The sequence below is a fragment of the Herbidospora mongoliensis genome (genome assembly GCF_001570545.1).
In the GTDB taxonomy this organism is placed as follows: Bacteria; Actinomycetota; Actinomycetes; order Streptosporangiales; family Streptosporangiaceae; genus Herbidospora; species Herbidospora mongoliensis.
Genome location: NZ_BBXD01000008.1, coordinates 424,573 through 451,250, shown reverse-complemented (window position 1 = coordinate 451,250; position 26,678 = coordinate 424,573). Strand labels below are relative to the sequence as shown.

The 26,678-nt window shown below is 69.3% G+C and carries 27 protein-coding genes and 1 pseudogene; 9 read left to right on the top strand and 19 right to left on the bottom strand.

The genetic code is table 11. The features are described from left to right. Positions 1 to 92 precede the first annotated feature (92 nt). From AW272_RS02325 to AW272_RS02310, 4 genes are read left to right on the top strand one after another with little or no spacing between them, the layout of a single operon-like run. Positions 93 to 2,453 carry a sensor histidine kinase gene (locus tag AW272_RS02325; protein WP_218010766.1) on the top strand — a complete coding sequence of 787 codons (2,361 nt, stop codon included), beginning with the start codon at positions 93 to 95 and terminating at the stop codon, positions 2,451 to 2,453. After that, a complete protein-coding gene (locus tag AW272_RS02320) occupies positions 2,450 to 2,857 on the top strand; it encodes a roadblock/LC7 domain-containing protein (RefSeq protein WP_061296723.1) in 408 nt (135 codons plus the stop codon). The genes AW272_RS02325 and AW272_RS02320 overlap by 4 nt, the downstream gene beginning before the upstream one ends. Beyond that, positions 2,854 to 3,222 (top strand): DUF742 domain-containing protein, encoded by a 369-nt coding sequence (locus AW272_RS02315; RefSeq protein ID WP_066360593.1) that lies wholly within the window; start codon positions 2,854 to 2,856, stop codon positions 3,220 to 3,222. The genes AW272_RS02320 and AW272_RS02315 overlap by 4 nt, the downstream gene beginning before the upstream one ends. Then, positions 3,203 to 3,778, top strand: coding sequence for a GTP-binding protein (locus AW272_RS02310; protein WP_066360591.1), 576 nt, complete (start codon positions 3,203 to 3,205; stop codon positions 3,776 to 3,778). The genes AW272_RS02315 and AW272_RS02310 overlap by 20 nt, the downstream gene beginning before the upstream one ends. A gap of 4 nt (positions 3,779 to 3,782) precedes the next feature. On the opposite strand, the gene AW272_RS02305 is transcribed toward AW272_RS02310, so the two are convergent. The 5 genes from AW272_RS02305 to xylA all read right to left on the bottom strand — a co-directional run bounded on the left by AW272_RS02305 (position 3,783) and on the right by xylA (position 9,440). Continuing rightward, a complete protein-coding gene (locus AW272_RS02305; RefSeq protein ID WP_066360590.1) occupies positions 3,783 to 4,142 on the bottom strand; it encodes a DUF742 domain-containing protein in 360 nt (119 codons plus the stop codon). Next, positions 4,139 to 6,043, bottom strand: a complete 1,905-nt coding sequence (locus tag AW272_RS02300) for a sensor histidine kinase (RefSeq protein ID WP_066360589.1) — start codon at positions 6,041 to 6,043, stop codon at positions 4,139 to 4,141. The genes AW272_RS02305 and AW272_RS02300 overlap by 4 nt, the downstream gene beginning before the upstream one ends. 80 nt (positions 6,044 to 6,123) lie before the next feature. Continuing rightward, on the bottom strand, positions 6,124 to 6,801 hold the full coding sequence (locus AW272_RS02295) for a DUF998 domain-containing protein (RefSeq protein WP_066360588.1): 678 nt from the start codon (positions 6,799 to 6,801) through the stop codon (positions 6,124 to 6,126). A 132-nt stretch (positions 6,802 to 6,933) separates the two neighbouring features. Beyond that, positions 6,934 to 8,295 carry a xylulokinase gene (gene xylB / locus AW272_RS02290; RefSeq protein ID WP_066360586.1) on the bottom strand — a complete coding sequence of 454 codons (1,362 nt, stop codon included), beginning with the start codon at positions 8,293 to 8,295 and terminating at the stop codon, positions 6,934 to 6,936. Further along, positions 8,295 to 9,440 carry a xylose isomerase gene (xylA, locus tag AW272_RS02285; RefSeq protein WP_066360578.1) on the bottom strand — a complete coding sequence of 382 codons (1,146 nt, stop codon included), beginning with the start codon at positions 9,438 to 9,440 and terminating at the stop codon, positions 8,295 to 8,297. The genes xylB and xylA overlap by 1 nt, the downstream gene beginning before the upstream one ends. Positions 9,441 to 9,559: 119 nt before the next feature. Between xylA and AW272_RS02280 the strand changes: the two genes are divergently transcribed. Beyond that, complete coding sequence (locus AW272_RS02280) at positions 9,560 to 10,762, top strand: ROK family transcriptional regulator (RefSeq protein WP_066360577.1); 1,203 nt, start codon at positions 9,560 to 9,562, stop codon at positions 10,760 to 10,762. Here the strand turns inward: AW272_RS02280 and AW272_RS02275 are convergent. Continuing rightward, positions 10,731 to 10,943 (bottom strand): hypothetical protein, encoded by a 213-nt coding sequence (locus AW272_RS02275; protein WP_066360575.1) that lies wholly within the window; start codon positions 10,941 to 10,943, stop codon positions 10,731 to 10,733. The genes AW272_RS02280 and AW272_RS02275 overlap by 32 nt on opposite strands. A 98-nt stretch (positions 10,944 to 11,041) precedes the next feature. Between AW272_RS02275 and AW272_RS02270 the strand changes: the two genes are divergently transcribed. Further along, entirely contained in the window at positions 11,042 to 11,545 is a 504-nt protein-coding gene (locus tag AW272_RS02270) for a VOC family protein (RefSeq protein WP_066360573.1), read from the top strand. 20 nt (positions 11,546 to 11,565) lie between these two features. Here the strand turns inward: AW272_RS02270 and AW272_RS44785 are convergent, their stop codons facing one another. The 9 genes and pseudogenes from AW272_RS44785 to AW272_RS02235 all read right to left on the bottom strand — a co-directional run bounded on the left by AW272_RS44785 (position 11,566) and on the right by AW272_RS02235 (position 19,356). Further along, positions 11,566 to 12,372, bottom strand: a complete 807-nt coding sequence (locus AW272_RS44785) for an aldo/keto reductase (RefSeq protein ID WP_066361192.1) — start codon at positions 12,370 to 12,372, stop codon at positions 11,566 to 11,568. Between the two features lie 75 nt (positions 12,373 to 12,447). Continuing rightward, positions 12,448 to 12,849: pseudogene (locus AW272_RS44780) on the bottom strand (GNAT family N-acetyltransferase); the annotation flags it as partial. Positions 12,850 to 12,851: 2 nt separating this feature from the next. Beyond that, positions 12,852 to 13,382, bottom strand: coding sequence for a DUF305 domain-containing protein (locus AW272_RS02260; RefSeq protein ID WP_066360572.1), 531 nt, complete (start codon positions 13,380 to 13,382; stop codon positions 12,852 to 12,854). A gap of 61 nt (positions 13,383 to 13,443) precedes the next feature. Continuing rightward, positions 13,444 to 14,316, bottom strand: a complete 873-nt coding sequence (locus AW272_RS02255) for a lytic polysaccharide monooxygenase (RefSeq protein ID WP_066360570.1) — start codon at positions 14,314 to 14,316, stop codon at positions 13,444 to 13,446. A 189-nt stretch (positions 14,317 to 14,505) separates the two neighbouring features. Then, the gene (locus AW272_RS02250) at positions 14,506 to 15,291 is read right to left on the bottom strand and encodes a Crp/Fnr family transcriptional regulator (RefSeq protein WP_157518185.1); all 786 of its coding nucleotides are present in this window, start codon (positions 15,289 to 15,291) and stop codon (positions 14,506 to 14,508) included. Beyond that, a complete protein-coding gene (locus AW272_RS41685) occupies positions 15,288 to 15,479 on the bottom strand; it encodes a hypothetical protein (RefSeq protein ID WP_157518182.1) in 192 nt (63 codons plus the stop codon). The genes AW272_RS02250 and AW272_RS41685 overlap by 4 nt, the downstream gene beginning before the upstream one ends. A 444-nt stretch (positions 15,480 to 15,923) precedes the next feature. Beyond that, positions 15,924 to 17,294, bottom strand: coding sequence for a ferredoxin reductase family protein (locus tag AW272_RS02245; protein WP_083957844.1), 1,371 nt, complete (start codon positions 17,292 to 17,294; stop codon positions 15,924 to 15,926). A 134-nt stretch (positions 17,295 to 17,428) separates the two neighbouring features. Further along, positions 17,429 to 17,902, bottom strand: a complete 474-nt coding sequence (locus AW272_RS02240) for a DUF305 domain-containing protein (RefSeq protein WP_083957842.1) — start codon at positions 17,900 to 17,902, stop codon at positions 17,429 to 17,431. Between the two features lie 113 nt (positions 17,903 to 18,015). Continuing rightward, positions 18,016 to 19,356, bottom strand: coding sequence for a DUF1996 domain-containing protein (locus tag AW272_RS02235; RefSeq protein ID WP_066360564.1), 1,341 nt, complete (start codon positions 19,354 to 19,356; stop codon positions 18,016 to 18,018). Between the two features lie 174 nt (positions 19,357 to 19,530). On the opposite strand from AW272_RS02235, the gene AW272_RS02230 reads away from it, so the two are divergent. Next, positions 19,531 to 21,357, top strand: a complete 1,827-nt coding sequence (locus tag AW272_RS02230; RefSeq protein ID WP_066360563.1) for a sigma-70 family RNA polymerase sigma factor — start codon at positions 19,531 to 19,533, stop codon at positions 21,355 to 21,357. Here AW272_RS02230 and AW272_RS02225 read toward each other — a convergent pair. Then, the gene (locus AW272_RS02225) at positions 21,354 to 22,952 is read right to left on the bottom strand and encodes a TROVE domain-containing protein (protein ID WP_066360561.1); all 1,599 of its coding nucleotides are present in this window, start codon (positions 22,950 to 22,952) and stop codon (positions 21,354 to 21,356) included. The two genes, AW272_RS02230 and AW272_RS02225, sit on opposite strands and share 4 nt — an antisense overlap. Positions 22,953 to 23,420: 468 nt before the next feature. Here AW272_RS02225 and AW272_RS02220 point away from each other — a divergent pair, with 468 nt between their 5' ends. Together AW272_RS02220 and AW272_RS02215 are read left to right on the top strand one after the other, a co-directional pair. Next, positions 23,421 to 24,188: a putative protein N(5)-glutamine methyltransferase gene (locus tag AW272_RS02220; protein WP_066360560.1), complete on the top strand. Its 768-nt coding sequence runs from the start codon at positions 23,421 to 23,423 to the stop codon at positions 24,186 to 24,188. Positions 24,189 to 24,229: 41 nt separating this feature from the next. Further along, positions 24,230 to 24,589 (top strand): PASTA domain-containing protein, encoded by a 360-nt coding sequence (locus AW272_RS02215; RefSeq protein WP_066360558.1) that lies wholly within the window; start codon positions 24,230 to 24,232, stop codon positions 24,587 to 24,589. Between the two features lie 4 nt (positions 24,590 to 24,593). Here AW272_RS02215 and AW272_RS02210 read toward each other — a convergent pair whose 3' ends face one another. Genes AW272_RS02210 through AW272_RS02200 form a run of 3 tightly spaced genes read right to left on the bottom strand, consistent with a single transcriptional unit; the run spans position 24,594 to position 26,665 of the window. Continuing rightward, positions 24,594 to 25,190: a class I SAM-dependent DNA methyltransferase gene (locus AW272_RS02210; protein ID WP_066360550.1), complete on the bottom strand. Its 597-nt coding sequence runs from the start codon at positions 25,188 to 25,190 to the stop codon at positions 24,594 to 24,596. 57 nt (positions 25,191 to 25,247) lie between these two features. Next, positions 25,248 to 25,670, bottom strand: coding sequence for a DUF8820 family protein (locus tag AW272_RS02205; RefSeq protein WP_066360548.1), 423 nt, complete (start codon positions 25,668 to 25,670; stop codon positions 25,248 to 25,250). Then, positions 25,667 to 26,665, bottom strand: a complete 999-nt coding sequence (locus AW272_RS02200; protein ID WP_083957838.1) for a DUF6745 domain-containing protein — start codon at positions 26,663 to 26,665, stop codon at positions 25,667 to 25,669. The genes AW272_RS02205 and AW272_RS02200 overlap by 4 nt, the downstream gene beginning before the upstream one ends. Between the last annotated feature and the right edge of the window lie 13 nt (positions 26,666 to 26,678).

The window sequence follows — 26,678 nt, the reverse complement described above, 5'->3', positions numbered from 1 at the left end:
AGATCTTTCTCTTGTTGCTCTTACCTCTCCTGACGTTGAGCGCGTTATGGGGATTCGTCCTCAACCTCACCGTCGGTGATGGTGTTGCGCTGTTGCGCACCGGCCAGCTGTACGACACCGTCGGCGTCAGCTCCACGGACCTCGGGCTCCGGCTCCAGTCGGAGCGCGCGATGGTGGCAGAGCTGCTGAGCGAGAACCGGACGTCCTCCCCCGAGCTGAACGCGCTACAGGCGCAGACCACGTCGACCGTGAACGCCTTCGTCAAGGTGGCCACGACCGACGACGCGCGGGCGCTCATGCCCGAAAACCTCCAGCGTTCGATGGAGAGCCTGCTCGGCTCGCTGGACGAACTGTCGAACATCCGCGACTCGATCTCGGTCGGCAGGTTCAACGTGCTGGAGGCCATTGTGGCCTATAACACGATCTTGGACGAGCTGTTCGACGTCTACGAGCAGATGGTGCAGCTCCCGGATGTGGCCATGTTCCAGCAGGCCAGCGCCCTGGTGACCATGGGCACGGCGCACGAGATGCTGGCCCGTGAAGACGCTCTGGTCAAGAGCTCCCTGGCGCAGAACCAGATGTCGGCCGAGGCGCACAAGGCGTTCGCCGAGTTCGTGGCGATGCGCAAGTTCTACTACGCGAAGAACCTCCCGACGCTGCCGTCCGATGTGCGCGCGCCGTACGAGCGGGTGCTCACCTCCGACCTGTACAAGCGGTTCTCCGAGATCGAGGACCTGATCCTGTCGCAGCAGCGGCTGGGCGGCGCGCTGCCGCCCGACGTGATGCGCTGGCAGCCCACCACCGACAGCCTGGTCGGCGAGCTCGACCGGGCCCGCGTGCCCGCCACTGAGGCGCTGAACGCCCACTCGGCCGAACTGGCCACCGGGATCCTCGGGCGGATCGCCATCGCGGGTGGTGTGGGTCTGATCGCCGTCGTGGCGACCATCATCTTCTCGCTGCGCTTCGGCCGCCGCCTCGTCGCCGACCTCGCCGGGCTGCGCAACGCCGCGCTCGAACTGGCCGACGAGCGGCTGCCCTACGTCGTCGACCGCCTCAAGAAGGGCGAGGACGTCGACGTCGAGCACGAGGCGCCGCCCCTCGACGCCGGCGGCTCGACCGAGGTCGAGGACGTCGGCCACGCGTTCAGCTCCGTCCAGCGGACCGCCATCGAGGCGGCCGTCGGACAGGCCGCCCTGCGGCGCGGCGTCGGCCACGTGTTCCTCAACCTGGCCCGCCGTAACCAGAGCCTGCTGCACCGCCAGCTCACGCTTCTCGACGCGATGCAGCGGCGTTCGAAGGATCCGGAGTCGCTGGAGGACCTGTTCCGCCTCGACCACCTGACGACCCGCATGCGCCGCCACGCCGAGGGCCTCATCATCCTCTCGGGCGCGGCGCCCGGCCGGTCGTGGCGCAAGCCCGTTCCGGTCGTGGACGTCATGCGCGCCGCCGTCGCTGAGGTCGAGGACTTCACCCGGGTGTCGGTGCTGCCGATGCCGGGCGCCTCGCTGGTCGGCGCGGCCGTGGCCGACGTCGTCCACCTGCTGGCGGAACTGATCGAGAACGCGACCATCTTCTCGCCGCCGCAGACCAAGGTGCAGGTGCGGGCCGAACTGGTCGCCAACGGCCTGGTGCTGGAGGTCGAGGACCGCGGTCTCGGGCTGACGCCCGAGGAGTACGCCGAGATCAACGCCAAGCTCGCCGCGCCGCCCGAGTTCGACCTGGCCGACTCCGACCGGCTCGGCCTGTTCGTCGTCGGTCAGCTCGCCGCCCGCTACGGCATCGGCGTGGTGCTCAGGTCCTCCCCGTACGGCGGCACGACCGCCATCCTGCTCATCCCGCGGGGCCTGGTGTCCGACGGGACGCAGGCCACCGCCACGCCGTCCCGCAACGGCGCCCGCGCCGTGCTGACCTCGGCGGACGAGGACGACGCCCAGGCCGACAGCGAGCTCGGGCACGAGCCCAGGCACAAGAAGCAGCTGGCCGAAGCCGAAGCCGAACTCGCCCTCGAGGCCGAAGCCGAGCCATCGGTCGACGAACCCGAGCCCTCGCCGTACTTCACCCCGGCCGAGCGGCGCGTGGAAGCGGTCCCGGCCGTCGGGCTGGTGCCCCCGGTGGAGCCCGAGGAGGAGCCGGTCCGCACCACGCGTGGCCTGCCCACCCGGACCCGCACCACCGGAATCACCGGCGCCGCCCGGCCGGGTCTGCCGAATAATCTGCCGACCTCGGTCGTCAGCGGCACACACAACGGTCTGCCCCGACGAGTCCGGCAAACCAACATGGCGCCGCAGCTCATCGAGGCTCCTCCGCTCCCCGCGCCCGTCTCCGAGGTGGCCGAGGAACGGTCGCCGGAAGAGGCCCGCGCGATGTTCTCCGCGTTCCAACAGGGCGCGCGCAGGGGACGTGAGGATGCAGACTACGCAGATAACGCGAACGGCGAGAAGGGTGAGGAATGACCGGGAAAGTCACGGCGTCCGGCGAACTGAACTGGTTGCTCGACGACCTCATCAGCCGGGTGGGGGCCGTCCGTCAGGCGGTGATCCTCTCCACCGACGGTCTGGTCGTGGGGGCTTCCCAGGGACTCTCACGTGAGGACTCCGAGCACCTGTCCGCGGTGGCCGCCGGGTTCCAGAGCCTGGCCAGAGGCGCCGGCCGCCACTTCGGTGGCGGCGAGGTCCGCCAGACCATCGTCGAGATGGAGGCCGCGTTCCTGTTCGTGACGGCCGCCGGCCAGGGCACCTGCCTGGCCGTGCTGGCCGCCTCGGACGCCGACGTCGGCCACATCGCGTACGAGATGGCGATGCTGGTCAAAAGAGTGGGGCAACACATCTCCACCAACCCCCGGAGGACTACTCCGTGACCCGCAAGGAGTGGCTGGACGACGACGCCGGGCCCGTCGTCCGTCCCTTCGCCCTCATCGGCGGCCGGGCCCGCTCCTCAGGCGACGACCTCGACCTGATCGCGCTGATCACCACGACCGGCGCGAACCCGAGGGACCGGGCCGACATCTCCCCGGAACAGGCCCACATCCTGGAGCTGGCGGCCGAGACGTCCTCGGTGGCCGACATCGCTTCCGATCTGAACCTCGCCCTCGGGGTGGTCCGGGTGCTCCTCGGTGATCTGCAAGACCAGGGGCTGGTGCGGGTGCGCCCACCAGCTCAGGTTGCGCCGCTGCCCAGCGCGCGCATTCTCAAGGAAGTGATCAATGGCCTTCGCGCCCTCTGACGAGCCGGTCGCTCTCAAGATCCTCGTCGCCGGCGGCTTCGGCGTCGGCAAGACCACGCTGGTCGGCGCGATCAGCGAGATCCGCCCCCTGCGAACGGAAGAAGTACTCTCCGACCGCGGTGTGGGCGTGGACGATCTCGACGGTGTCGAGACCAAGACGACCACCACGGTCGCGATGGACTTCGGCCGCATCACGATCCGCGAAGGACTCGTCGTCTACCTGTTCGGCACCCCCGGACAGGAACGTTTCTGGTTCATGTGGGACGAGCTGTCCTACGGCGCGCTGGGGGCGGTCGTGCTGGCCGACACCCGCAGGCTGACCGACTGCTTCCCGTCGATCGACTACTTCGAGCAGCGGGGCACGCCGTTCATCGTCGCGGTCAACTGCTTCGACGGCGCCGAGCGCTACGAGCCGGACGACGTCCGCATCGCCCTCGACCTGGACCCGGATCTCCCGGTCCTGCTCTGCGACGTGCGTCGCCGGGCCTCGGCCAAGGTCGTCCTGGTCACGCTCGTCGAGCACGCCCTGAAGACCCTGACCGCGACCCAGCGCTAAACCCCTACAGCACGCGCAGGCCGTTGATGACCTCGCGGAGAATGTTCTCCGCGGGGGGCTTGGCCTTGTTGGCCGGACGCACCAGGATCAGGCCGTGGTCGAGCAGGTCGCCCAGCAGGATCCTGACCACCCCGAGCGGCAGGTCGGCGTCGGAGGCGACATCGGCCACCTGGCGGGACCGGGGAATGAGCGACAGCAGCCGCTGGTGTTCGCGGCCGAGGTCGGCGCCCGGCTGGATCCTGGCGCCGGTGGCGGCCACCACCGACATGAGGTCCAGGGGCGCGTCGGTCGTCGCCCGCCCCCTCGTGAGCGTGTAGGACCGGACGACCGGCCCGTCGTCGACCCACTCCTCGGACGCGCTCATGCGCGCACCCCTTCCAGCACCTGTTCCGGCGCGAGGGTCGACGAGGGGATCAGGACGATGGCGGTGGTCCCGCCGAACGGCGACTGCCGCAGTTCCACGCGTACTCCCAGTCGGGTGGCCAGCCGTCCGACGACGACCAGGCCGAGCCGGTCGGTGTCGGCCAGGTCGAACTCAGGTGGGCTGGCCAGCCGTGAATTGATCTTATCGAGGTCAGCTGGGGAAAGCCCGAGCCCCCGGTCCTCGATCTCCACCGCGAAGCCCTTGGCGACCCCCTCGCCCCGGACCGACACCTCGGTCTGCGGCGGCGAGTAGGTCGTGGCGTTCTCGATGAGCTCGGCGAACAGGTGGATCAGGTCGGCGACGGCGGCGCCCTTGACCGCCGTCTCGGGCATCGGATAGACGCGCACTCTCGTGTAGTCCTCCACCTCGCCCACCGCGCCCTGGAGCATCTCGGCGACGGCCACGGCCTGCCGGTAGGTCCGGCCCGGCGTGCCGCCCGACAGCACGATCAGGCCCTCGGCGTGCCGGCGCATGCGGGTGGTGAGGTGGTCGAGCCGGAAGAGTTCTTCCAGAGAGCCCGGGTCCTCGGTACGTCGTTGCATCCCGTCGAGCAGTTTGAGCTGCCGCTGCAGCAGTCCCTGACTCCGCCGGGCGAGGTTGCGCAGCGCCTGGCCGACGCTCTCGCGCAGCCGGGCCTGGTCGACGGCCGCGTCGACGGCGGTGAGCTGCACGGCGCTGAACGCGTGCGCCACGTCGGCGACCTCTCCCGTGGTGCCCGGAGGCTCCAGCGCGGGCGCCTCGGCGGCCACGTCGACCTTCTCGCCGCGCCGCAGCCGCTCCACCACCCGGGGCAGCCGGACTTCGGCCAGTTGCCGTGCCGCGGTGCGCAGGGCGGCGAGTTCCCGGGTGAGGCCGCGCCCCAGACGTACAGAGACGAAAAGGGACAGGGCGACGGCGATCAGCCCGAGCACCCCGGCGACGCCGGTGCGGACGAACGTGCTCACCGCGACCGGTTCGGCCCGCACCGACAGACGCTGCTCGCTCGACAGGATCGCCTCGCGGAAGGTCTTCTCGGTGGCGTCGACGGCCTTGCGCCACGCCGCGTGGCTCACCGGCGCGGCGCTCACGATCCGCATCTCCAGCCGGATGTAGGACCGGTAGGCGTCGGAGACGAGCATGTCCTCGAACGGCTTGCGCAGTTCGGGGTCGAGCTCCTTCATGCCCTGGCCGAACAGGAAGTCGCGGGTGCCGGAGTAGCGGATGAACGCCCGGCTCTCCTCGACCGTGAACGGCCGCTCGTTGACGAGCACACCGGCGCCCAGGGCGCTCTCGCGGGCCAGGAAGTCCTTGGCGAACGACAGCAGGCCGAGGCTGCGCGACTGCTGGTAGAGCGGCACGTCGTTGTTGAGCGTGATGGTGTTGTCGAGCGCCTGCACCGCAGTCGGCAGCACGCCGAACCGCTCGCCGAGTCCGGTCAGCGCGACCGCCCGGGTGTCGATGTCGTTGCGCAGGTCGTCGAGTTCTTCGACGGCCGCCATGACATCGCTGTAGCGACCCTTCATGGCCGGGGTCAGCGCGTTCTGGACGTCGGGGACGCGGGACAGGGCGCGCAGGTCCTTGCGGGCGGTGTCGGTGGCGAGGCGCTGTTCCACGAGGCGGTCGAAGGCGTCCCGGGTGCCGGTGGCGACGTATTCGGCCGACAGCAGGTGTTCCCGCTGAAGGCCGAGTACGAGTGTGTCGCCGGGGCGGCCGATGCCGTCGTAGAGGCTTTCGACTTTGAGCAGGTCGAGCGAGTCACCGGTCGTGATGGCAGCCGCGAATCCCCACAGGCCCACTAACGAGACCAGCGGAATGATCAACAGCGTGGAAATCTTGAACCGGATGGATCTACTCGAAGCCATGGCACCTCATCGGCCGTATGTAGCCGATGAGGCTAGCAGTTTGTCCCTGTTTGTTTTATTCGTGAATTCGTAACGCCCGATCACGCCGCGTGAGCGTGTGGGCTCACCGCCTCGGACGTGGCGTTTTGCACCTTATTCACAACAGGCTGACGGGCCACTCCCGGAACTGTAGTGATCGCGGTCATGAGCCCGACTCGCACCAGCTGCCAGGCGACTGCCCCGACCAGTGCGAACTCCACGAGAAGCAGACCGCGCTCGGCCACGCCGATCAGCACGCCCCGGCCGGGCAACGCCGCGTAGGTGACGGCCGCCAGGCCGAGACCGGCCAGCAGAGTCAGCCACTCCAGCGTCCGGGCCACCGGCCGCCACTGTTCGTGGTCGGTGAACCGGCCCGCGAGCTGCGCGGTCGCGGCGGGCAGCGCGATGAACGCGACCACCAGGAGGTAGTCCTGCGCGCGCGTCCACGGGACCACCGCGACGACGAGCAGGGTGAGGGACCAGAGGAGGAGGAGCCGCTCCGGCCAGCCGTCGATCGGCGCCGACGCGGCCTTCAGGCCGGCGAGCAGGACCAGCGACGCCAGGCCCAGCATGGCGAGGGTGAATTCGGTCAGCATGCCGCGCTCTTGGGCGGCGTACTCGCTGATCGACAGCGTGACCGGGTCGAGGTGAGGGGTGGGATCAAGCTGACCGGCCACCACGGCGGCCATCGCGAGCACCAGACCGGTGACCGCGAGTGCGGGGAAGAGCCTCTTGACCATGTATCGAGAGTGCCTCTTCGAGCGCCGGATATGCATCCGGTTAAGACCCCATTCGCCCCTGATGGATACCCCCTAGGGGGGATCAGGGTTACCGCAGGGCCGGGGGTGGGGTTCTCCCCACCCCCGGCGGGGTCACTTCGCGGCTTCCTTGTAGCGTTCGCGCAGGCCCGGGATGGGCTCACCCTCGAAGACGGTGACCTCCCCGGTGGCCCACTCCGGCGGCTCCTCGCCACCGGAGAGCAGCCAGGCGGCCTGGCGGGCGGCGCCGTCGGCGACGTACTCCCCGGGCGGGGGCACGTGCACCGGCACGCCGAACACGCTCGGGGCGATGGTGCGCACGGCCTCCGAACGCGCGCCGCCGCCGATCAGGAGCACCCGGTTCGGTGCCAGGCCCAGCGCGTCGAGCGCGTCCGCCAGACCGCACAGCATGCCCTCGACGGCCGCGCGGGCGAAGTGCCCCGGCGTCGCGTTGGCCAGCCGCAGCCCGTGGAAGGAGCCCGTCGCGTCGGGACGGTTCGGGGTGCGCTCCCCTTCCAGGTACGGCACGAGCGTCAGTCCGCCGGCTCCGGGAGGCGCCCCCAGGGCCAGGTCGCTGAGCTCGGCCGGGCCCGCGCCGATCACCCTGCCGACCGCGTCGAGCGTGCGGGCGGCGTTCATCGTGGCGACCAGCGGCAGGAACCGCCCGGTGGCGTCGGCGAACCCGGCGACACCTCCGGACGCGTCCGCCGACGGGTGTTCGGCGACGGCGAAGGCCGTGCCGGACGTGCCGATGGAGACGATCACGTCGCCCGGGTGGGCGCCGACGCCGAGGGCGGCGGCCATGTTGTCACCGGTGCCGGGCGCCAGCAGCGCCTGGTTGTACGTCCCGGCCTGCTCGCGCGGGCCGAGGACCGTGGCGACCTGCGGAACGTGGCCGAGCGCCAGCTTCAGCAGGTCGAGGCGGTAGGCGCCGGTGGCCGGAGACCAGTAGCCGGTGCCGGAGGCCTCCCCGCGGTCGGTGGTGACGGTCGCGGGGGTGCCACCGAGCTTCCAGGTCAGCCAGTCGTGCGGGAGGCAGACCGACGCGGTGCGCGCGGCGTTCTCCGGCTCGTGCTGAGCCAGCCAGCGCAGCTTGGTGACCGTGAACGACGCGACGGGCACGCTGCCCACCGCCTCCGCCCACTTCTCCGGACCGCCCAGCTCCGCGATGAGGTCGCGGGCCGCCTGGGCGGAACGGGTGTCATTCCAGAGCAACGCGGGACGGACCACCTCGCCGTTCTCGTCGAGGCAGACCATGCCGTGCTGCTGACCGCCCACCGAGACCGCGGCGACGTCGTCGAGGCCGCCCGCCATGGCGATGGCCTCCTGGAGTGCCGTCCACCAGTGGCTCGGGTGGACCTCGGTGCCGTCGGGGTGCCTGGCCCGGCCTTCCCGGACCAGCGCGCCGGTCTCGGCGTCGCGCACCACGACTTTGCAACTCTGTGTCGACGAGTCGACCCCCGCGACGAGCGTCATTACCGCACGCCGAACAGGTGCTCGAGGGCGAGCTGCGACAGGTGGGTGAAGTGGAAGCCGCGGGCGGCCACGCCTTCGAGGTCGAACTCGTCGTTCAGCAGGTCCTGGAGGGTCTCGCCCTCGGCCAGGGTGCGGGCGCCGAGCTCGTCGACCTTGCTGGCGGCCAGCGCGGCCTGGACCTCGGGGTCGGCCCGGTAGGCCTTCGCCTTCTCCTTGAGGATCAGGTAGGTGCGCATGTTCGCCGCGAGCGACTCCCAGGCGTCTTCCTTGTCGTCGGTGCGGACCGGCTTGTAGTCGAAGTGGCGGGGGCCCTCGTAGCCGCCGTGCTCCAGCAGGTCGACCAGGAAGAACGAGTTCTGCACGTCGCCGTGGCCGAAGATGAGGTCCTGGTCGTACTTGATGCCGCGCTGGCCGTTGAGGTCGATGTGGAACAGCTTGCCGTGCCACATCGCCTGGGAGATGGCGTGGAAGAAGTTCAGGCCCGCCATCTGCTCGTGACCGGTCTCGGGGTTGAGGCCGACCATCTCGGGGCGCTCGAGCTCGTTGATGAACGCCAGGGCGTGGCCCACGGTCGGGAGCAGGATGTCGCCCCGGGGCTCGTTCGGCTTGGGCTCGATCGCGAAGCGGATGTCGTAGCCCTTGTCGACCACGTACTGGCCCAGGATGTCCATGGCCTCCTTGTAACGGGAGAGCGCGGCCCGGATGTCCTTGGCGGCGTCGGACTCGGCGCCCTCGCGGCCACCCCAGCAGACGTAGGTCTTGGCGCCCAGCTCGGCGGCCAGGTCCAGGTTGCGGATCACCTTGCGGATGGCGTAGCGACGAATCTCGCGGTTGTTGCTGGTGAAGCCGCCGTCCTTGAACACCGGGTGGGTGAACAGGTTGGTCGTCGCCATCGGCACCTTGAGGCCGGTGTCGGCCAGCGCCTTCTTGAAGTTCTCGATCGCCTTGTCGCGGTCGCCCTCCACGGCGAGCAGGTCGTCGTCGTGGAAGGTCACGCCATAGGCCCCAAGCTCGGCCAGCTTGTGCACGGTCTCCACCGGGTCGAGCGGAGCCCGGGTGGCGTCGCCGAACTGGTCGCGCGCCTGCCAGCCGACAGTCCACAGTCCGAATGTGAACTTGTCCTCGGGAGTGGGGGTGTACGACATGGGGCGCCTCCGAATTAGTCTATGTTGTGGACTAAATATGGAACGGGGGTTCGTCGCGGTCAAGTAGGCGTGTCTAGGATTTCGTCCAGATTTCTGGACCGGCAGTCAGGAAGGTGCGCATGGCACAGGCCGTACGCCACGACGAGATGCGGGCGCACAATCTCGCCCTCGTCCTGCGGGAGGTCAGGTCCCACGGATCCCTGACGCGAGCCACCCTGGCCGAGGTGACCGGACTTACCAAGACAACTGTATCCAAGCTGGTAGGTGACCTGCTCGAAGCCGGCTTGGTGGTGGAGGCGGGGGCCGTCAGGGCGCGCGAGCGGGGCCGTCCGGGAGTCGAGGTCCGGGTCAGCGGAGACCGCGTCGCGGCCATCGGCCTGGAGATCAACGTCGACTATCTGTCGGTACGTGTAGTCGACCTCTCACGCCGGGTCAGGCTGCGCCTCACCCAGGCGGTCGACAACCGCTTGTCAAAGCCGATGGACGTCATCGGCGACCTCCGGCGCCTGGCCCTCTCGGCCCTCGCGCAGGCCGAAGGGACCGGTCTGCGGGTCGTCGGCGCGGGTCTGGCCGTTCCCGGCCCGGTCGACATCGAGTCGGGCGAGATCCACAACGCACCCAACCTCGGCTGGCGGAACGTGCCCGTGGGCACCGCGCTCGACCTGGGGGTGCCGCTGCGGGTGGAGAACGAGGCGAACCTGGCCGCCCTCGGCGAGCTGTGGTTCGGCGCGGGTCGTGCCGACTTCCTCTATGTTTCGGGCGAGATCGGCATCGGCGCCGGCCTCGTCGTCAACGGCGCGCTGTTCCGCGGCGCCCGCGGCTTCGCGGGCGAACTCGGCCACGTGGTCGTCACGCCGGAAGGCCCCCAGTGCCGTTGCGGTGCCAGAGGCTGCCTGGAGCAATATGCCGGCCAGGACGCGTTCCTCGACGCGGTCGCCGACCGGAGCTCCTTCGCCCACGGCATCGACGCGATCGTCGCCCACCTGGAACACGGCGACCCCACCACCAAGGCGGCCTGCGAGAAGGCGGGCTGGGCACTCGGGGTGGCACTGTCGTCGGCGATCAACCTGGTCGACCCCCACACGATCGTGCTCGGCGGGATCTACGCGCCGCTGTTCCCGTGGATCGGCGGCGTTGTCGCCGAGACGATCGGCGGCCGCCTCGCCCAGATGCGCGCCACGGCCCCGCCGGTAGAGGTCTCCCGGCTGGGCTCGGAGGCGGCGGCGCTCGGCGCGGCCGGTCAGGTGCTGGAAACGGTCGTCGCCGACCCGGCCGCGCTGTCGGAACGCCTCACAGACCGGAGGGATCCCGGCCCACGCTGATCTGCTCGGCGATCCGGCGAACCTCATCGCCGGACAGCCTGGGCGCCGGTGGCAGCGCCTCCCGCAAGGCCGCGAACACGTCTTCGACCGCGCCCCCGGCGTGGTGCAGCGCGACCTCATGGACCGCCTGAAACAGCATGTGGTTCTCCGCGCGCTCCCGCGCCACGCGGTCGACGATCATCCTTCACGTCCCCCTTCGAGATGGCCGCCGACCACCCTAGGACCTGGGACCGACAGTTTCGCGGGAACAACCCGAGACCCCCGGTTGCTGCTGGAGTCATGCCGGTTCAGCGACTCAACCACGCCGTGCTGTACGTCCGCGACGTCGCACGGAGCGTCGACTTCTACGAGAAGGCCCTCGGCTTCCGAGTGGTCATGGGGTTCCCCGGAGCCGCGTTCCTGCAGGCCGAGGGCTCCTCCAACGACCACGACCTCGGCCTGTTCGAGGTCGGCGCCGACGCGGCCCCCTCCCCCGCCGGGCGCGGCGCGGTCGGGCTGTACCACCTGGCGTGGGAGGTCGACACGCTGGCCGAGCTCGAACGGATCCAGGTGCGCCTGAGCCAACTGGGCGCGCTCGCCGGGGCGTCCGACCACTCGACCACCAAGGCCCTCTACGCCAAGGACCCCGACGGGCTCGAGTTCGAGGTGTCGTGGCTGGTGCCGGCCGACCTGATCACCGCGGACATCGCGACGGGGAAGGCGTCGATCAAGCCGCTGGACCTGGCGAAGGAGATCGAACGCTTCGGCGCGACGACACCGGGCGGCATCGGAGTGTCCCGCTGACCGAACGTGAGCGCCCGGCCCTATCGGAGTGATTCTCCGGGCCGGGCGGCGGACCCGAGCCGATCTCGCTGAGCGCGGGTGAGTCGGAGCGCCCCGGCGGCGATGTTCTCCTCCAGGTGCGTGATCTTGGCCGTACCGGGGATCGGGAGCATGACCGGTGAGCGGGCCAGCAGCCAGGCGAGGCTCGTCTGGGCCGGGGTCGCGCCGATTTCCGTCGCGACTTCGCCCACCGCCGAATCGGTGACCCCCGGAAGCACCGGCCGCCACGGCAGGAAGGCGATTCCGGCCGCCTCGCAGGCGGCCAGCACCTGCTCGTGCTCACGGTCGAGCAGGTTGTACCGGTTCTGGACGCTCGCCACCTCGACGATCCCCCGCGCCTCGGCGAGCTGGTCAACGGTGACCTCGGAGAGCCCGATATGGCCGATCTTGCCCTGGTCTCTGAGGTCCTTGAGAGCGCCGACCTGATCGGCGAGCGGCACCTCGGGGTCGATCCGGTGGAGCTGGAGCAGGTCGAGGCGGCCCATCCGCAGACGCGTCAGGGCGGCGTGGACCTGGGCGCGCAGCACCTCCGGCCGTCCGTCGAGCCGGCCCGGCCGTGCGACGCCGACCTTGGTGGTCACCAGCACTTCTTTCCTGTACGGCCACAACGTGCGGGCCAGCAACTCCTCGTTGGCGCCCCAGCCGTAGAGATACGCGGTGTCGATCAACGTGACGCCCAGCTCGACCGCGCGCCTGACCACGTCGCCGTCAGTGGGAGACAGGTGCATCGCACCGAAGCCGAGACGGCGGACCCTCAACTCTCCGCCGATGCGGAACTCGTCGTCCAGGTCACGCCAGAACGTCGTCTCACCGGTCGAGGTCCCGCCGGTCTGAGTCTCGTTGGTCGGGATGAAGCCGTTCCGTCGCAGCACCCGTCGGGAGCCGATGTTCCCGATGTCGGCGCGGGCCTTGAGACCGTGCAGTCCGTAGCTCTTCGCGAGGTCGCAGAGCTCGCGGAGCGCCGCGGTGGCCACGCCCCGGCGGGTCGCCTTCTCGGCCATGCGGAAACCTACTTCGGCGGTGCCGCCGTCGACGTCGAACAGGTTGAACCGGCCCAGGATCTCGCCGTCGTCGCCGACGAGCACGTGGAAACGGATCGTGCCCGCCTCCTGTTCGGCCAGGAGATCCCGGTGGTTGGCGGCGAAGTTGGCGAAGTAGGCGTCACGCCGGTCGGGGATGGACCGGGCGAAGAAGGTCCGGTTGTCTGTCTCGAAGGTCAGGAGAGGGCCCGCGTGGTCGGCGCGCAGCGGCTGGAGTTCCGGCATGCCTAGGAGTCAAGCAGGTCCAGCATGTAGGTGATCTGGGCCGTCCTGGCGACGTCGATCTGCTTGGCCAGGTCGAGCGCTCCGGGGTTGGAGCCGCTGCCCTTCTCGTACCGGGCGAACTGGATCGCGTCGTCCTGGTGGGCGATGAGGGCGTTGAGGAGTTCGTGGGAGAAGTCGGCGTCTTTCGCCTTCTTGAGGCGGGCCAAGTCCTTCTTGGCGTCGATCGAGGTGCCGCCGTGGGCGTGGTGCGCGTCCTGGTCCATGGCCAGGGGCTGTTCCCACTCCAGGAGCCAGCGGGTCATCGTGCTCGTCTCGGTCTCCTGGGTGACCCGCATCGCGGACGCGAGTTGCCCGACCTTCTCGGGCAGGTCCCGGTTCTCGGCGAGCTTGGCCAGCGCGTGGCCCTGTTTGTTGTGCGCGACCATCATCTGCAGGAACATCACGTCGGCCGCGTTGACCGGGGCTTCTTCTTGTACGCCGGGGGGTGCGCAGGCCGTACAGACAAAGAAGAGAACAATGAGCAGCCGGCGCATGCCCGCCTCCTTCGACGGCGGGCCGCGCCCTTCCGGACGCGGCCCGCGTTCACTCACGAGATCAGACGCGCAGCCACAGGGCGGGCACGTTCGGGGGCTCCCAGCCGACGAGCGAGGTGTGCGGCTGGCGGCACTGGTAGGTGAGACCGCCGTAGGTCACCCGGGCGCCGGTCTGGTAGGAGACGCCCGCCGCCCAGGTTCCGCCGGGGTTCTGCGTCGGCGTCACGGTCGGGGTGGGCGTGGGGGTCGGCGTCCGCGTCGGCGTTGCCGTGGGCGTGGGGGTCGGCGTCGGGGTCGGGTTGGTGCCGCCGGAGAAGGCCACGTCGGAGCAGGTGTAGAACGCCTCGTTCGAGCCGACCACGCGCTGCCAGATCGAGAAGAGGATGTGGCGGCCGGTCCGCTGCGGGATGTTGATCGTCCAGTTGGTGAACGTCGTCGGGTTGAAGTTGTTGAACGTCTGGATGTGCACCAGGTCCGACCACCGCAGCGGCTGCGACGGGTTCCAGCCCTCACGGGTGATGTAGAACTCGAAGTTGCTGTTCGAGTGCGGCGCCGTAGCGTGGTAGGTGATGGTGCGCGGCCCCGCCGAGAACGACGTCGCGGGCCAGTCAGTGCGCTGGAGGTCGAGACCGCGATACTTGTCCCGGCCCGCGCTGCACAGCTTCCCGTCGGGGATGAGCTGGCGATGGCGGCCTCCCGCTTCCAGCAGGGAGACCTCGTTCCAGTCGTAGAAGGCCTGGGTGCCTCCCGCCGCCACGGCGGCGGCGCAGGCGGCCGAGTCGGGCGACTCGGGCCCCTCGTTCTTGCACTGGTAGACCCGGCTCGGGGGGTTCGACATGGTGCCGTGGGCGCTGGCGGGCGCGGACGGCAGGATCACGAGCAGCGAGCCGGCCATCAGACCGGCGGCGGCTGCGGCCACCTTGTTACGTAACACCTGGCTCTCCTCCGTGGAGCGGATACGCGAACTCCGGCCACCTCATGAGGAGAGCCGGAGCCCATGACGGAAGATCAGCTTTGGGAACGCGGGGTGACGGCCGCGGACTTAAGCTTTCTATAAAGAAACCTTCCTAAGAGAAGGATCACCCAGGTTCCTTGACAGCGCAAGTGCGAAATTCGGACTGGGTCAGCCCGCCAGGCCCGACGACGCGAACCCGACCCCGGCCGAGTCTCCGGCGATCCGGTAGAGCTCGGCAGATCGTCGGACCGTGATGCTGCGATAGCCGGTGGAGACGATGCCTCTCCTGCGCCAGCTCTGCAGCGTGCGCTCCACGGTCTCCCTTGAAGTCCCGATCCAGGAGGCCAGGTCGCCTTGGCTGAGCTCGATCATGATGGGGCCGGCACCGTCCCGCCTGATGGCCTCGTGGTCGAGGAGGGTGCACAGCGCCCGCGCAAGCCTCCGGTTGGCCGCATCGATCGCAAGACCGGCTATGCGGATTTCAGCCTCGCTCCGCTGGTTCGAAAGCTCACGCGAAAGGGCACCCCATCCGGGAAGATGAGCGTCCAAGAATGATCTGAAGACTCCCGCGTCGATATGCAGCCCGATGGTGCGCTCAGCCAACGCCTGCGCCGTATGCGGCCGGATGGTGGTTCCGCCACGCTGGAGAGTCTCGTTCTCACCGAGGACATTGCCGGGACAACGAATCGCCACCAACGCCTGTCGATCGCCGACTTGGGTGACGACCTTCGCGTAGCCGGCCTGAAGAACGACGACGTCACTGCCGGTCCCGCCCTGGTAATAGATGACCTCACCAGGAGCGTAAGCGCGCCAACGTCCACGTTCCATCAGCAGTGCCCGCCCTTGGGAATCGAGTTCTTTCCAGAAACTCCCGTGGCGGACACCACCCGCGCCGAGGGCGACTCCGCTCATCTCTGATGCGATCGCCGCTGAGGACTTGGGGTTTCGCTTCACGGCCGCCCCCGCAACGCCTTGATGATCGGTGGGATGGCCGCGAGAAGGGCTGCCACCCCGCCGAAGACACCGGCTATGACCACCGGTTCGGTAGTGGCGAGCTGGGTGACGACATAACCGGCCAACCCGACCACAGCCAATACGATCAGGGCACCGGCCCAAATCACATAGTGCTCACTTCGTCGCATGCTGCAGCCCTTTCGCCAGGCCCTCACGCCATTCCACCGGACTTTCGTTGCCCCTTGGTAGGGAGGGACATATTCATCGATAGAAAGGCAATGTCTTCGTCCACTAGCGTATCTGCACGTGACCACGAGCATCAGTTGGCTCCAGCGGCCGGAACGCGCGGAGAGGCGGCGAAAAAAATGGTAGGAGCACCCCGGGCTACCACCCCCGTAGCGCTCCTACCTGCGGCGAAATGTCGGGCCTGGCGAAGAGACTCGACTACGCTCATGACCAATGTACAGGTACTTAGCGCTCTCAAATTCCTGCAAACAAGGGAATGCAGCGGCGTGGGCCTTGCATAGGAACAGAGCGTTGGTACTCTGCGGGCGGTTCTCGGTGTCCGACTGGCCGCAGAATGCGACACAACACGACAGCCGCACCACGCTTTTCGCGATAGATCAATGCGGCTAGAAGTCGAAGTTCTCCAAATGGATCTGCTGCTTCGGCACGCCCGCACGCCGCAACGCGTTGAGCGCCTTCTGGGTCATGCCTCGCGGCCCACACACGAACACGTCGTAGTCCGGCAGATCCGGAATGGCGCGTGACAACGAGCGTCCCGTGAGGGGAACCGTCAGGTCCTCGTTCATCGTGTAGTGGACCCGCGCGCCCCTGGCCGCCGCGATGGCGTCGAGTTCACCGCGTAAAACCAGGTCTTCGACCGTGCGGGCCAGGTAGAGCAAGGTCACTCGGCCGGGCATCGACTCGAACAACGCCCGTAGCGGGCTGATGCCCACCCCTCCCGCGATCAGCAGGATCTTGTCCGAACGTCCCCGGGCGGCGGTAAGCGCGCCATACGGGCCCTCCGCCCAGACGCGGGTTCCGGGCGCCAGGGAAAGCAGGGCGCGACTGTGGGAGCCGGCCGCTTTGACCGTGATGCGCAGGTGGCGGCTGTTCGGGACCGCCGACAGCGAGTAGGGGTTCGCGGCCCACCACATGCCCTTGGCCATGAAGCGCCAGCGAAAGAATTGGCCCGGCTCGGCGCCCAACCGCTCAAGGTCGTCGCCGGCGATGTAGACGGAGACCACGTCCGCGGATTCACGCCGGATCCCAGCCACGCGAAGGCGATGGCGGCGCGAGCGGATCACCGGCACGGCGAAGCGGTTCCAGATGAGGAGCACGGCCACACCTATATAGAGGCCCCGCCACGCCCACGCGCCGACGCCCCCGAAGGACGGGCCGGTGAGCTGGTGGGCGAAGCCCAGGTAGATGGCCAGGTAGGTGAGGAAGTGGGCGTAGTGCCAGGCCTCGTACGACATCCTGATCCGGATCGCCCGTGCCGAGATCAGGCCCACACCCAGCAGCAACGCCAGCGAGATCGTCGCTTCGAGGATCCCGGGGCCGTACAGGACGAGACCGAACGTGCCCTCCCACAGGCCCGATCTCACCGCGTGGGCGGACATGGCGAAGACCATGTGCGCGACCGACAACGCCAAAGTTCCCCGGCCGCCCAGGGCGTGCCAGCGGGACAGGCGGTCGGAGCCGATGGTGCGGTCCAGGAAGGGGACGCGGGCCATCAGGGCCACCAGGATCGCCGCGCCGTAGCCGGCGAGCAGGCCGGTCAGGCGGCCGAGCCAGGCCAGGCCGTCGGTGGTGGAGGCCACGCCGGGCAGGTCGACCCAGCACTTGGCCGTCGCCAGAAGGGCCCCGGACCAGAGCAGCCCGGCCACGAAACCGCCCGTCCTGATCCGGGGCGCGAGCGGCGCCCGTGCCGGGCTGCCGGACGGCGGGCCGCCGATTCGGTGACGTGGGGCGGAGGGGACGGGGCGCGGGATATCCATCGGAGAACCGCCAGCCTGATGCGGCGAAATAGCCGCGACGGGGTGCATGGTGCCCGTTGAGGGGGCGTCGCCCTCCAGCAGGGACGCCCATTGAGCGTCCGCCGGGGGGCGGAGGAGGGACTCCCAGTGCGTCGTCATTTCAGGCCGGCCAGAGTCGCGCCGCGGGCCACCGACAGGTCTTTGGCGTACCGCTTCGTCGACTCGTTCGCGCCGGATGTCTGTTCGCCTTTCGCGACCAGCAGGGACTGGGTCAGGAAGTCCGTGAGGTGTTTCCGGAACAGTTTGTCGAACGGACCATCGTTGAGCTGTTGCGCGATCAACAGGTCGCTCGCGGTTACCATACCGGGCATGTCATGACCCTCGTGGACGTTTGTCGACGGAAGTCCCGCTTCGCTCAACAACCCCTTTAGTCCCGCAAGTTGCTGCCGCTGGTCCGCCGCGACCTTCGATGCCAGGGCCAGCACAGACGGGTTCCCCGTGCGCGTGGGAGCCAAATCCGTCAGGGCCAGGACCGACTCGGTCAGCGGAATCTCCAGCTGAATCCACGCCATATCGGTCGGATTGAACGTCGGATTGGACGCGGCCGAAGTGGGCTGCGCCGCCGCCACGGCAGGACTTTCTATACGCGGGGCGGCGCAGCCGGTCACCAGAAGGGCCGCGAGCGCGACAACCCAGGGTGCGCCAGATGTCAGTCGCACTTCAGCGTCCCTTCTCGTGAGTTCTAGGCGGTCCCGTCGGGGCCGCACTTGACCTTGGGGCGGATGCAGTCACGGACGCGGCGCTCCATCTCGGCCACGGGCCAGGCGTTGAAGAAGTCGCCGTGCATCGTGTAGCCGGGGCCCGACGAGAGCCGGAAGGCCGACGGGTCGCCGTTGACCGGGTAGCGCAGGACCATCCGGACCTTGGGGACGACCACCGGGTGGGTCGTGGGGCACGCGTTGCCCTGCGGGTAGGACAGGTGCGACTTGTGGTCGGCGCTGTCGAGGTTCCTGCCGTCCCAGCAGTGCGGGAAGTCCAGGTAGGTCTCCAGCTTGGTGCCGGCGGGGCAGTTCACGAAGTTCTTGGACGCCCCCACATGCCCCGCGTGCAGACACGACCAGCGGGCCGAGCTCGTGCCGTCGGCGGCGGTGGCCTTGGCGTTGCCGGCGACGACGCGCAGGCCCTGCGGGAACGCGCGGGTCTGGCGCTGGAGCGCCTCGCTGACGCCCTCGCCGAGGTAGTAGAAGGTCGCGCTGCTCGGTTCGACGGGGGTGTCGCCGTTGTAGAGGGTCGGCACCCAGTACGACGACAGGTCCACCTTCGGCTCGCAGGTGCTGGTGCCGGTCAGCAGGTCGCCGAGGTTGGTGTTCGCGTCGGTGATCTCGCTGCCCATGAAGCTGTGCATGTGGGAGCCGCCGGCCAGGCCGGGCATGACGATCGGGTCGTCCGGCAGGCGGTGGCTGAAGGGGCACTCGGCGACGAACTCGGCGACGCGCACCGCGCCCGCGGGAACCGGCCCGACCGGCAGGTCACCGCCGGGCTGGACCGTCGGCTGAGTCGTCGGGGTCTGCGAAGGCTTGGGAGTGGCAGACGGCGAGGCCACGGGACCCGATCCGGTCCCGTACACCTCGAACTCCCACAGGGAGACGCCGTACTGGGTGGCGCGCTTGGTCGCGTGGAGGCGGACGTAACGGGCGGTGGCCGTCACGTCCAGGGTCTGGAGGCCCCGCACACCGCGGGTGACAGGGGTGGCGTCGTCCCACAGGCCGCCGCCGTCGGAGGTCTGGATGGTGAAGGCCGACGCGAACGCCGCCTCCCAGTTCAGCACGACCTTGCTGATCTTGGTGGCCTTGCCCAGGTCGACCTGGAGCCACTGGGGGTCGGCGAACTTGCTCGACCAGCGTGTGGTGGTCTTCCCGTCCACGGCGGCGGTGGCCGCCAGGTCGGCCCGCTCGTAGGAGGAGGCGCTGATCGAACCCTTCATGGGCTCGGGCGCCGCGTTGGCCGCCGAGGTACCGGCGAGGCATCCGGCCAGCACGGCGACGAGGGCGCCGGAGGCCATGAGGCTTTTGCGGTGATTCATGCGGTTTTTGTGTCCTCTGTGCGGGATGGTTGGTCCGAGAGCTTTGCTCCTGTAACTGGAGACCCGCAGGTCACAGCAGAACAACAAAAATCACCCAAAAAGGTTCAGTAGATTTCGTTGTCCCAGGCTCCGGCGTGGGGTCTCCGAAGCACGACCCTCAGAAGGGGAAGCAGCATGCCAGCGAGGAGCGGGCCCGACACGTCGATGGTCGCGGCGGCACGCGACGGAGACCAGGCTGCCCTCGATCGCCTGGTAGCCGACTCCCTGCCGCTCGTCTACAACATCGTCGGCCGGGCCCTGAACGGTCACAACGACACCGACGACGTCGTCCAGGAGACTCTGATCCGGATGGTCCGCGGCCTGCCGGGGCTGCGGGACATCGACGCCTACCGGTCGTGGCTGGTGGCGATCGCGGTCCGGCAGGTACGCGACCACGAGGCCGAGAAGCGCACCGCGCAGCACCGCCGCACCGACCTCGACACGGCGACCGAGGTGGCCGACCCCGCCTCCGACTTCGCCGGGGTGACCATCCTCCAGCTCGGCCTGACCGACCAGCGGCGTGAGGTCGCCGAGGCGACGCGCTGGCTCGATCCCGACGACCGGGCGCTGCTGTCGCTGTGGTGGCTGGAGGAGACCGGAGAGCTGGGCCGGGCCGACCTGGCGTCGTCGCTGGGCATCTCGGCCAAGCACGCGGCCGTGCGGGTGCAGCGGATGAAGGAGCAGATCGAGGTCGCGCAGACCGTCGTCCGCTGCCTGAACGCGCCGGCGCAGTGCGGCGAGCTCAGGGGCATGTTCCTGGGCTGGGACGGCGTGCCGTCGCCCCTGTGGCGGAAACGATTCGCCCGGCACATCCGGGGGTGTACGAACTGCGGCCGCCGCACCCAGGGCATGGTTCCCCTGGAGCGGCTGCTGCTCGGGTTGCCGCTGGTGGCCGTACCGGCCGGGTTCGTGGTGTCCAAGCTCCTCGCGCCGGTGGCGATCAAGGCGACCGCCGTGGCGGCCAAGAGCGTCTGGGCGCCCCTCACGGCGGCGGCGGGCGTGGCGGCGGTGGCGACGGGAGCGTTCGTCCTGCAGCCCTGGACGACCACCGAACCGCCGAAACCCATCGCCGTTCCACCTCCGGCCGTGGTGGTCACCGAGACGCCGTCGGCGAAGTCCTCCCCGAAGCCGAAGCCGAGCCCGAGCCCTTCGAAGAAGCCCTCCCCGAAACCCTCTCCGAAACCGTCGAAAACGGTGCAACCGCCCCCGCCGCCACCCGCCCCGGCTTCGGCGAAGAAGGGGGTGGGCGTCTGGCCCATGAACGGGGTCAGCACCTCGCTCGCCAAGTCGGGCGCGCGTTGGTACTACACCTGGGCGAGTCACCAGAACGGCGTACAGACTCCCAGGAACGTGGAGTTCGTCCCGATGATCTGGGGCGCGGACAGTGTCACGCCCGAGCAGTTGAGCGCGGCCAAGAAGGCGGGCCCCTACCTGCTGAGTTTCAACGAGCCCGACCTGGCCGGGCAGGCGAACATGACCGTCGAGCGGGCCCTGGAACTCTGGCCGCAGCTCCAGAAGGCCGGCAAGGTTCTCGGCTCCCCCGGCGTCGCGTTCGGCGGGGACACCCCGGGCGGCTGGCTCGACCGCTTCATGAAAGGTGCCAAGGCCAACGGCTACCGGGTCGACTTCGTCACGCTGCACTGGTATGGCGGCGACTTCCGCGCCGCCGCCGCGACGCAGCAGCTCAAGAGCTATCTCCAGAACGTCTACCAGCGCTACAAGAAGCCGATCTGGCTGACCGAATACGCCCTGATCGACTTCTCGAACGGCTCGAAGTACGCCTCCGACGCCGAGCAGGCCGCGTTCCTCGCCGCCTCGTCGAAGATGCTCGCGTCCCTGCCCTACGTGCAGCGGTACGCGTGGTTCGGCCTCCCCGCCAAGGAGGCCGAACCCAACAGCGGTCTGTTCACCGAGGACGGCGCCGCGACCCGGGCCGGACGCGCCTTCCAGCGGGCCCGCTAGCGGATGAAGCCGTTCACGATGAGCGGCAGCGACGCGTCGAGGCCTGCCACGTTGAGCGCGTTCGGGTCGAGGTGGTCGGCGATCGAGTAACCGGCCGCCGTCATGGCCGCCACGACCACCCGGGTGTCCGGGTTGACCGTCTTGCGATAGCGCGCCAGCGTGTCGGCCGGGGTGCCCCGGCCCGCCCACGTCTCGTTGTCGGTGAAGACGACCACGCCGTCGACGCGCATGCGCTCGCCGAGCAGGTGGCGGAACGGCAGCGACAGGTCGGTGCCGCCGCCCGACGGACGCCACTTGGCGATCTCGCGGAGGTTGGTCCGCGCGGTCACCTTCGAGGCGTGCACCTGGGTGTCGACCTCGATGGCGTGCACACCGCCCTTCTCGATGCGCGCCAGCATGACCGCCATGGCCGAGCCGACCTCGTAGGGCGTACCGACGGGCGAGCCGCCGACCACGCACTGCTGGTAGGTCATCGAACCGGACGAGTCGACCGCCACCAGCAACTTCTTGCCGGTCGGCTTCACGAAACCGAAGGACTTCTCGTACGCCTCCTCCAGCGCGTCCATGATCGCCGGTACCGGGGTCCACGACGCGCCGTTACGGCCCTGGCCGGAACCGTAGACGCGCATCGCCAGCCAGACGTCCAGCGGGTGGATCCGCGCCTTGCGGAGCTGGTGGAACGCGGTGAGCCGGGCGGCCGTACGCCGGGTGGCGTCACCGAGCGGCACGAGCGTGCCGATGCGGGTCATCCGGGCGAGGTTGCGGAGCAGGGCGGTCAGGCCGAGGGTGTCGACGAGGTGGTCCCAGACCTTCGGCTCGGTGAGCATCGCGTCGGGCAGGAACTCCCACGGCACGTCGAGGCGGACCGCCTCGTCGACCGTGGTCACCGCCTTCGCGGTGAGGAACCGGTCGACCGAGGGCAGCGCCCGGCGGGCCACGTCGTCGCCGACGTTGCCGGCGATCCAGCCGAACAGCACCTTGCGCTGGTCGGTGTCGCCCGCCGGGTGGGCCATCCGCAGCACGTCACGGAGTGCGAACGACTCACCCGAGGGCGTCTTGCGCTGACCCGCCTTGCAGACCCGGAACGCCACGTCGTCGGCCTCGCCCTGGAGGAACCACGAGCCGAAGGCGGTCCGCAGGGAGCGGCCCATGACGGGGGCCGTGCCCCGCGCGGTCCGCTTGCCGCCGAGGTTCTTGTAGTAGCCGAAGAACGTCGCGAGGTGGTCGGTGGTCCGGGCGACCTTGGGCAGCGCCGACTTGGCGGCCCGGCGGGTCGCCTCGTCGCCGCGCGCGTAGGCGGCGGCGAGCACGAACAGGGCCGGGCCGTTCTTGGGCGCGCGGGGCGGCCGGGCGGTGGAGATCTCGGTGAGCATCTCGACCACGCGCGGGCCGTCGGCGTTCAGCGCCTTGTAGATGACGCCGACGTTGATGTCGGTCAGCTTGCCGGCGTCGACGTAGTAGGTGCCGCCGGTCGTACCGAGAATGAGGAAGTCCTCGACCCGCTGCCACAGGTCCTTCTCGAAAACGACGCCGCCGGCGGCGTTGCGCACCTTGCCGGGGCCATAGTCGGAAAGGGGGTCACGGATGTTCTTCACGGCGATTCCTCCGGAACGAAAAGGTGGACGGATATGGGGATGCGGACCGTGTTTCAGCTGCTCTGCCATTTGAGCTAGCCCTCAATTAGGCGAGGGCGCGAGGGCTCGAACCCGCAACCTGCTGTTTGGGATAACCGATCTGCTTCGACCCGTCCTGGCGCCGGCCGGGAATGGCGCGGATATGTTGTGTCAACCGGAATAAGTGCTCTGTCCGCTGAGCTACCAGGGCATGTGGCACCCCGGGCGGGATTCGAACCCGCGACCTCTCGATCCAGAATCGATAACCGATTGTCTTCGACCCGCGCCATCCACGAACCGACATTAAAGACGGTACAGATCACCGCACAATTCGCCCACCGATTTTCAGACGCTTTGCCTGGCGTGCGGTAGGGTGATGGCGTTTCGTAGGTCCCATGACGAGGAGGTGAGACCCATTCCCGCCCAGTTCCGCCAAGGAAGGCAGGTCTCGTGTTCCTCTCGTCCGTCGTCTCCGAGCTCCGCGCCGCGGGCTGCGTCTTCGCCGAAGACGAAGCGCGGCTGATCCTCGCCACCGCCGAATCCCCCGCCCAGCTGCGCCGCATGGTCGTCGACCGGGTGGCCGGGCTCCCCCTCGAACAGGTGCTGGGCTGGGCCCGATTCCGTGACCTGCGCGTTCTCATCGATCCCGGGGTGTTCGTGCCCCGCCGCCGGACCGAGTTCCTGGCCGGCGAGGCCGTCGCGCTGGCCCGCGCCGGATCGGTCGTCGTCGACCTCTGCTGCGGGAGCGGGGCCGTCGGCGCCGCCGTCGCCGCCGAGGTTCCCGACATCATGCTGTACGCCGCCGACATCGACCCCGCCGCCGTCGCGTGCGCCCGGCGGAACCTGCCGGGGGCGCTGGTCCACCAAGGCGACCTCTATCAGGCGCTCCCCCTCTGCCTACGGGGCCGCGTCGACGTACTTGTGGCGAACGCCCCCTATGTACCGACCGAAGAGGTCGATTTCCTGCCGCTGGAAGCGCGCCTGCACGAACCCCTCGTGGCGCTCGACGGAGGCGAAGACGGGCTGGAGTTGATCAGACGGGTGTTCCGGCAGGCGCCCGAGTGGCTGGCGCCGGGCGGATCCGTGCTCGTCGAGACCTCCGACGAGCAGGCGGCGAGCGCGTGCGCGGCGCTGCTGGATGCCGGGCTGGAGCCGCTGGTCACGTCTTCAGAGGAGCTTGACGCGACTGTCATCATCGGGCAAATGCCGATTCGGTAACGGGTGTTTCCGACCGTCCCCAACACCGTCAGATTGTCACCATGAACGACACCGCACCACCGCTCCGCGAGCGTGACCGTTCCTCCGTGATCATGGGCATAGTCCTCGCGACCCTCATCCTGGGCGGTGGCGGCAGCGTCCTCATCGGATCCGTCGACACCTACTACGCCAACCGCGCCGACGCCAGAGAACTCCTGGTCAAGAAGGGTGGAACCCTGCCCGACGTGACCGGCACGACCTGGGCGGAGGCCGTCGAACGCCTCCAGCGATCGGGCTACTGGCTGCTCGACCGCACCGACGTGACGATGGCCGACGAGTCGCGGTACGTCACCCGGCAAGACCCCCCGGCCGGAACCACGGTGCCCTTCTCGACCAGGATCACGCTGATCACCGACAATTAACCGATCAGCGCTTGGCCATCAGCCAGCCCTGCATGGTCGACTCCGTCCCGACCGGCTCTCTGATGGCTGAGGCGACCACCTCGAAGCCCGCCTCCTCGATCAGGGTGGCGACGCGGCCGGGGTCGAGGCGGTGGAAGTCGATGTCACGGATGCGCGCGATCTCGTCGCCGACCTGGAACCCGGTGAGGAGCAGGCCACCGGGCCGCAGCACCCGGTGGAACTCGGCGAAGACGCCGGGGTGGAGGTCGGCGGGGATGTGGATGAGCGAATACCAGGCGACCAGACCGGCCAGTGAGGCGTCGGCCCGGCCGAGGGAGCGCAGGTCTCCCTCGGCGAAGTCGATGTCAGGAAATGCCGCTCGGGCGACGGCCAGCATTCCGGGCGACAGTTCGACGCCCGAGATGTCCAGGCCCTTCGCGTGCAGCCACCCCGTCACCCGGCCGGTGCCGCTCCCGGCCTCCAGGACCGCGCCGGGCGGGACCGCCTCGGCGAAGCGGGCCAGGGCGACCGCCTCGGGCTCGGTGACGGTGGGGAAGAGTTCGACGTATTCGGCGACGAGGGCGTCGTATCCGGCGCGGGTCTCGGTGAGGAAGTCAGGCACCGGGACACGATAGGACTCCGGGCGAACCGGACGTGCCGGTCCGCCCGGAGTCGGTGATCAGTCGCAGACGGCCTGGAAGGCGTTCGCCCGCCATTCGCGCTGGCGGCGGGCCGTGTACCTCCCCGGCGCGAGTCCGGTCGCCCCGTGCTCCGGATGCATCAGATAGACGGGTGCCGTGGCCTCGAACACGGTCCAGTCCACGAAGATCAGGCTCACGGGGAAGCCCCTGAAACGGCAGGTGCCCGGTTCGGCGAACAGCATGTGCGGGTGGACCCCGTCGAGCAGCACGCTGCCCTCGGCGGGCACCCACTCCCACTTTTCGACGGGCTGCGGGACGCCGGGCAGCAGGTCCGCCGGGATGACGATGAGGTCGCCCTGGGCCTGGATCCCGCCGAGGACGGGGATGGTCAGGGTGCGGTCGAGATGGTCGTCGAAGGTGTGTCCGGTCCGGGTGGTCAGGGTGTTCAGCGTGATCATCATGTCCTCCTCACGAGTTGGGCGTACACGTCGGCGGTGAGGCCGTAGGTCCAGGCGGCGGCCTCGACGGGGTCGTTCATCCGGGGTGGCACGGGGAGGGCGTAGCGTCGCCGGGTGCCGTCGCGTTCGACCGTGCCGTTGACGGCAAGCAGAACCCGGAGACCTTCCGCCTGGTAGAGGCGCAGCTCGGCGTCGTTGCCAGGGTCGGGTGCGGCCGAGATCGCGGGGAGCCCTGCCCGGGCGATGTATTCGCCCCACCCCAGCCGTTCGATGGCGGCGCGGCGGAACCCCGGCGACGGTTCGAAGCGGATCCGCTCGACCGTGGGGCCTTCGATCACCCAGCTCGGCACCGGCTCGCCGTGCCAGGCGTAGCAGGGCCAGCCATCGCGATAGACGACCGCGGGCCCGTCGGCGTTGTGGACGACGACGGTGTCACCTCGGCCCGACTCGGTGTGCACGGCCTTCGGCCGGTCCGCCACGACGCACTGGCGGTCGTAGGGCAGCCACCAGCCGCCTGCCCGGACCACCCGGGCCCAGAGGTCCAGTCCTTCGGACCGGGGCACCCACGACATGGCCTCATAGGTGGACAGCCGAGCCATGGTGCCGAGGGGGTTCCAGCGGCGGTCGTGGTCATACACGACCAGCCTGAAGGGCAGGCGGCTGGCCGCCAGCGCGCTGCCCACCTGCAGAGTCCCCGCCCAGTCGGGCTCGCTGATCTCGCTCATCTCCGGGACCACTCCGGCCCGCGTCTCCTGAAAATGAGAGCGGAACCGGCGCGTGAGCACCTCGCGCGGATTCCGCACGCCCGGTGGCAGGAACTCGGCCGCGACGGCCGGTGAGGAGACCCAGTGGAATCTGGGCGGCGGGAGACCGTTCAGCCGGTAGAGGCCCGCGATGGCGGACTCGGCTTCCGGACGGTCGGCGGGCTCGGTCGACAGGGCGATCCTGAGCCATTCTTCGCGGATGGCGGCAGCGTCTCGCTGCGGCGTGACACTCACCAGATGTAGGTGG